Source organism: Trinickia sp. (genome assembly GCF_035492435.1).
Taxonomy (GTDB): Bacteria; Pseudomonadota; Gammaproteobacteria; order Burkholderiales; family Burkholderiaceae; genus Trinickia.
Map to the genome: position 1 here is coordinate 1 of NZ_DATJJF010000151.1, position 6,182 is coordinate 6,182.

The window sequence follows — 6,182 nt, forward strand, 5'->3', positions numbered from 1 at the left end:
TGGTACGCTTCATGCTTAGTGAAGACTATTCAACTAACTTGAATCTCCTTCGCTAACCTTTAAAGTCGGCCGCACGCCAAAGGAAGCATCATGAAAATGCCGTTCCGTACTCTGCTTTTGTCCTTCGCCGGCGCATGCTCGCTTATGACGGCCGTGCCCGGCTGGTCCCAAACCAACGATCTGCTCACGCGCGTGAAAGCGAACAAGGAAATCGTCGTTGGTACGGAGGCGCGGTTTGCTCCGTTCGAGTATGTCGATAGCGGCAAGATCGTCGGCTATGACGTCGATCTCATGCAGTACGTGCTCAAATCGCTGCCCGAAGCGAAGGTGAAGCAGCTCGACTTGCCGTTCCAGGGCCTGCTTCCCGGCCTCGACGCAAAGCGCTTCGACATGATCGTGACGGCCGTCACCGTCAACAAGGATCGTGCAAGCCACTTCGCGTTCACGCTGCCTGTCGCCGATGCCACAACGGGCATTCTCTTGCGTGCGAACGAAACGTCGTCGATCAAGACGCCCAATGATCTGAACGGCAAGACGGTCGGCTCGCAAACCGGCTCCGGGCAGTTGCAGGCGTTGATTGCAATGGACAAGAAGCTCAAGGCTGCGGGCGGTGCGGGCGTCAACATCAAGCAATACGTCTCGTTCGACGAAGCCTATGCCGACTTGGCGTTGGGTCGCCTCGACGGCGTCGCGCAAGCGATCTCCAACCTCGGGCCGCTCTTGAAATCGCGCCCGGGGGTGTTTGCTGTCATGCCGCAGACGATCGGCCCGAAGACGTACTTCGCCTGGGTTGCGCGCAAGGACGCGGATAGCGCGACGCTCTTGAAGCTCTTCAGCGACGGCATCGCACGCGCGAACCGCGACGGCACCATGAAGAAGCTGCAGCAAAAGTGGTTCGGCACGACGATGGATGTGCCTTCGGACGCTTTGCCCGAACCCACGATCTAAAGCATCCGGCTCTTGATCCGCCCGCTGCAAATCAAGACGACATGATCGACTCTGACCTCCTCACCCGCTGCGCGGGCTATGTGCCGCAATTTGTGGACGGCGCGCTGACGACGCTGTGGCTGTCGGTCGTGGCCGTCGTCTGCGGATTTTTCGCCGGCATCTTTGTGTACATGATGTCGGTGAATGAAAGTCGCCTGCTCAGAGGTGCCGCGCGCGTATACGTGAGTCTCTTTCGCGGTACGCCCGTGCTCGCGCAGCTGCTGCTCTTTTACTACGTGCCTTCGGCGCTTGGCTTCACGTGGCCTGGCTTCGTTGCAGCGGCGATCGGATTGTCGATGAACACGGCGGCATATCAATCCGAGATTCTGGGGGCAGGTTTTCGTTCGATTCCGCGCGGGCAGCTTGAAGCGGCCAGCACGCTCGGGCTTACGCGGCGGCAAACGCTCTGGCACATCGAAGTGCCGCAGGTGATCGCGGCGACGTTGCCCGCGCTTGTCTCGGAGATGATCGATATCGTGAAGGCGTCGGCCGTCGTCTCGGTGATTGCCGTTACCGATCTGATGCGCGTCGGCCAGCAACTCTCCTCGGCCACTTATCGGCCGCTCGAGGTTTATACGATGGCCGGCCTGTTCTATCTGGCGATCACAACGCTGCTCTCGCTCGCGGCACGCGGCTATGAGCGGCACATCGCCAAGCGCGCCTGAGGCAAAGGATCGGCGAACATCATGAACGCATTGCTTCAGCTCGCACCGCGCTTTGGTGTGGCCATGCTCGTAACGCTAGAGGTCAGCGTTGTTGCCGCGTTGCTGGGCCTCGTCGGCGGCTTCGCGCTTCATACGCTGCGCATTGCCTTTCCACGCGCACTGGCTTACCCCTATCGTTTCTATGTCTGGCTCGTGCGCGGCACGCCCTATCTGTCGCAACTGCTGCTCGTCTACTTCGGGCTGGCAGTCATCGGTTTCACGATGACTGCCGTGCAGGCGACGATTGTCTCGCTAGGCTGTTATTCCGCGGCCTACTTCGCCGAAATCTTCCGTGCGGGCTGGGGGAGCATTCCCCGTGGTCAGCTCGAGGCTGCACGCGCCTTCGGTATCGGACGATGGGCGGCATTTCGCGCGATCGAGTTGCCGCAGGCGCTCGCCTTTATTCTGCCGTTGCTTGCGAATCAGGTGATCCTCGTCATCAAGGAAAGCGCGGTCGCCTCGATCATCACGGTGCCCGAACTGACGATGACCGCAAGCGACATCGTCGCATCGACTTATACCTACATCGGCCCGTACGCGATGCTCATTGCGTGCTACTGGCTAATGACACAAGCCGTCGCGTTGCTGGCGAAGCGCGCAACGGCGAGCATCCCCTTTCTGCGGAAGACGTCATGAGTTCGCTACCTATCCTGCAGCTTCGCGCCGTCGGCAAATCGTACGGCGGAAACCGTGTGCTCAAAGGCATTGACCTCGACGTGATGCGCGGTGAAATCGTGACGCTGATCGGCCCGTCAGGCTCGGGAAAGACCACGGCGTTGCGCTGCATGAACTTCCTCGAGGCGTATGACGAAGGGGAGGTCTGGATCAAGGGCCAACTGCTCGGCTATCGGTCTTCCGGCCGCACGTCGCGTGACCGCGACAGCGAAGCCAGCCTTGCCGAAGTGCGCAGGCCGGTGGCCATGGTGTTTCAGCAATTCAATCTTTGGCCACACATGACGGTGCTCGCTAATGTGACTGCACCGCTCTTGTTGTCGAAAAAGATGAGCAAGGCTTTAGCGCAAAGCAAAGCGCTGGCGGCACTCGAGCGAGTCGGGCTCGAGCATAAGGCGGCGGCCTACCCGAGCCAACTGAGTGGGGGGCAGCAACAGCGCGTCGGTATCGCACGTGCGCTGGCTGTCGAGCCGGAGGTGATGCTGCTCGACGAGCCGACTTCGGCGCTCGATCCCGAGCGGGTGGAGGAAGTGTTGAGCGTTATCCGCTCGCTCGCCCAGGACGGCATGACGATGGTGATGGTGACGCATGAAATGAGCTTCGCGGCCAAGATATCGGACAAGGTCGTGTTCATGGAAGCGGGCCAAATCGTCGAATCGGGTTCGCCCGCGCAACTGTTCGGCAACAGCCGCACGCAACGATTGCAACAATTCCTCAAGCCCTGGCTCGACCGCAGTCTGCCCTTTGCTACCACGACGGCATGCATGACGAGTGCGAGCGCGGGTGTCGAAGTGGGAAACGTTTCGCATTGACGGCTATGGGAGTGTGACAGCGCCGCATTCGAAAGGGCCGAAGGCGACGGCCTCCCACTAGGGACGCGTACGAGGCACATTGCCTCGTACCCCGATGCAACAATCAATCTTGACCAAGGAGAAATGATGAGCACCCTGAATACCGACACGCTGCATGCGCACGATAACGGCACGGAGCTGGGGCGAAACGCGACGCTGCAGGAACCGATTTCTGCTGACGGCACGCCCGAACTCGGCAAGACCTATACGGTGCCCGCACGCTGCGGCCGCGCGGTGCGGGTCAAAGCGGGCCAGACCATTCGCATCGCCAATCCGCACGGCACGCAGGTGTGCGACACCTGGATTTTCAATGCGGCGCACATGGACGAATTCTTGTCGTTCGAGCACACGCGCGCTTATCTCGACAAGGTCATTCCGCAGCCGGGCGATCCGCTCGTTACGAATCATCGTCGCCCGATTGCAGAGCTCGTCGTCGATACGTCGCCGGGCGTGCACGATACCCTCATCGCAGCTTGCGATCTCTATCGCTACCGTAACCTGGGTGTCGAGGGCTATCACGACAACTGTGCGGACAATCTGCGTCTCGCGTTGAAGGCGATCGGCCTGCGTGCACGCGAAGTGCCGCAGCCGTTCAATCTGTGGATGAACATTCCGATCAAGCCCGATTACACGATCGACTGGCTGCCGCCGGTATCGAAGGCAGGGGACTACGTCGATATGAAGGCCACGATGGACTGTATCGTTGTGATGTCTGCGTGCCCGCAGGATATCGTGCCCATCAACGCCCTGAATCCTCTCGAAGTCGAATTCACCGTGCTTGCCTGACCATCGCTGCACTTGACGACATCTACTCGCCGTGGCCACCAGAAAATCTCTTTCTCCTGCTCGTGGTGTATCAGGCGATCGCGACGCCGCATCGCCCACGCGGCGCGCCGCGCACACGACCGTACAGCCGAGCGGCAGCGAATCGCTCGGCGTGCGGCTCAAGCACGCGCGCCTCGTGCGGCAACTCACCCTGAAGGCGTTGGCCGAGCAGGCGGGCTGTTCAGAGAGTCTGCTGTCGAAAGTGGAGGGCGGGCATGCCACGCCGTCGCTCGCTACGCTGCACCGTATCGCGCTGGCGCTATCGACGAACATAGCCGCGTTGCTCGCGGGGCCCGAGGTCAATACATCGCCTGTGCAGCGCGCGAACGAACGGCCGACCGTGGTTTTTCCGTCGACGAGCAAGCACGAATCGATCCGGCTCGAGCGGCTCGTTGTGCCAGGTCCGGGGCGATTGCTGCAAGGCGACATCTATGTCATCGAGCCGCGCGCGAGCAGCGACGAGCAGATCAGCCATGTCGGCGAGGAATTGGGGTATGTGATCGAAGGCGAACTGGAGCTGACACTCGGCGAAACGGTCTACCTCCTGCAACCCGGCGATTCATTCCACTTCCCGAGTACGGTGCCGCACAGTTATCGCAACCCCGGCAAGGCAATCACTCGCGTGCTTTGGGTCAATACGCCGCCGACTTTCTAGCAGGAATCTGCTTGATGGGTACAGACCGCACTCACATGCAGTGGCCGCATTTTGTTGGCATTTCGGCTTTCACGTTTGTGTCGACATGCGTGAATCTCGACGCTCGCCAATAGCAGGACAGCTAGCCTTGAGACCTATGCTCAGGGATTAGCTGATGCTGGTAATAAGAGGCGCGCTTTAAGAGTGCGCCACAAAGAACGTTTCTTTTTTTGATATTCACGATGAGAAGTCGCTTTTTAGCTACGGCCGCATTGTTTTCCGCGCTGGCCACGCCCGCTTTCGCCTCTAATTTCAAAGTGGAAGAGGCGACGATTCCGCAGCTGGAGCAGGCGTTCCGCGATCACAGCTTGACCTGTCACGCGCTAGTCCAGACTTATTTGGATCGCATTGCTGCGTATAACAAGCAAGGTCCGAAGCTGGATTCCATTCTCACGCTCAATCCCAATGCGCTGACCACGGCCGATAAGCTCGATGCCGCTTTCGCGAAGACGGGCCCGGTTGGGCCGCTGCATTGTGTGCCGGTCGTGTTGAAGGACAACTACAACACGGCCGATTTGCCGACGACGGGTGGATCGTTGTCGCTCAAGGGCGCGCAGCCGGCGAAGGATGCCTTTGTGGTATCGCGTTTGCGCGCGGCGGGCGCCATCGTTCTGGCCAAGGCGAACATGCAGGAGTTCGCGCTGGGTGGCACCACGGTGAGCTCACTGGGCGGCCAGACACTGAATCCGTACGATCTCACGCGCACGCCCGGTGGTTCGAGCGGAGGCACGGGTGTGTCGCTGGCGGCGAACCTCGCGATGGCCGGTACGGGCTCGGATACGGTGAACTCCGTGCGCTCGCCCGCATCGGCTAATTCACTCGTAGGCTTTCGTCCGACGCATGGTCTTCTGAGCTTGAGCGGCATCATGCCGGTATCGAGCACGCAAGATGCAATCGGCCCGCTAGGCCGCCATGTCGTGGATGTCGCCACGATGCTGCAGGTCATGGCGGTCGCCGACCCGGCCGATCCAGAGACCAAAGGTCATGCGCATCCGAATTACGTTGCTTCACTGCACGCTGACGCGCTGAAGGGAAAACGCATCGGCGTCTTGCGTGTCATGTTCGGCTCGAGTGCCGATGATCAGCCCGTGAATGCCGTGATGGATCAGGCATTGGCTGCCATCAAGAACGCCGGTGCGACGCTCGTCGATATCAACGCACCCGAGCTGGACTCGGACAAGCTCAATGCCGACAACGACGTCCAGAAGTACGAGTTCGTGACAGTGATGAATCGCTACCTCGCAACGACGATGCCGAACGCGCCTGCCAAGTCGGTCGCGCAGATCTACGCGAGCGGCCAGTTCTATCACGCGGCACTCGATGGCTTCTTGAAAGCTTCCCTTGCCTATAAGGACGGCATGTCGGAGCAGGACTACAAGGTGCGCCTGGAACGTGATGCCAAGACGCGCGCACAAGTCCAGAAGATCATGGCCGACAACCGTCTCGATG

7 protein-coding genes are annotated in these 6,182 nt (G+C 60.3%); all 7 read left to right on the forward strand.

The genetic code is table 11. The features are described 5' to 3' along the window. Window positions 1-90 precede the first annotated feature (90 nt). The gene (locus tag VL598_RS11435) at window positions 91-948 is read left to right on the forward strand and encodes a transporter substrate-binding domain-containing protein (protein WP_325326833.1); all 858 of its coding nucleotides are present in this window, start codon (window positions 91-93) and stop codon (window positions 946-948) included. A 41-nt stretch (window positions 949-989) separates the two neighbouring features. Further along, entirely contained in the window at window positions 990-1,652 is a 663-nt protein-coding gene (locus VL598_RS11440) for an amino acid ABC transporter permease (protein WP_325326834.1), read from the forward strand. 21 nt (window positions 1,653-1,673) lie between these two features. Continuing rightward, on the forward strand, window positions 1,674-2,327 hold the full coding sequence (locus VL598_RS11445; RefSeq protein WP_325326835.1) for an amino acid ABC transporter permease: 654 nt from the start codon (window positions 1,674-1,676) through the stop codon (window positions 2,325-2,327). Continuing rightward, window positions 2,324-3,175, forward strand: coding sequence for an amino acid ABC transporter ATP-binding protein (locus VL598_RS11450; RefSeq protein WP_325326836.1), 852 nt, complete (start codon window positions 2,324-2,326; stop codon window positions 3,173-3,175). The genes VL598_RS11445 and VL598_RS11450 overlap by 4 nt, the downstream gene beginning before the upstream one ends. Before the next feature lie 123 nt (window positions 3,176-3,298). After that, complete coding sequence (locus VL598_RS11455; protein ID WP_325326837.1) at window positions 3,299-4,000, forward strand: urea carboxylase-associated family protein; 702 nt, start codon at window positions 3,299-3,301, stop codon at window positions 3,998-4,000. 31 nt (window positions 4,001-4,031) lie between these two features. Beyond that, a complete protein-coding gene (locus tag VL598_RS11460; protein ID WP_325326838.1) occupies window positions 4,032-4,694 on the forward strand; it encodes a cupin domain-containing protein in 663 nt (220 codons plus the stop codon). Between the two features lie 221 nt (window positions 4,695-4,915). Then, window positions 4,916-6,182, forward strand: a 1,267-nt coding sequence (locus tag VL598_RS11465; protein ID WP_325326839.1) for an amidase family protein, incomplete at its 3' end; no start/stop codon positions are given.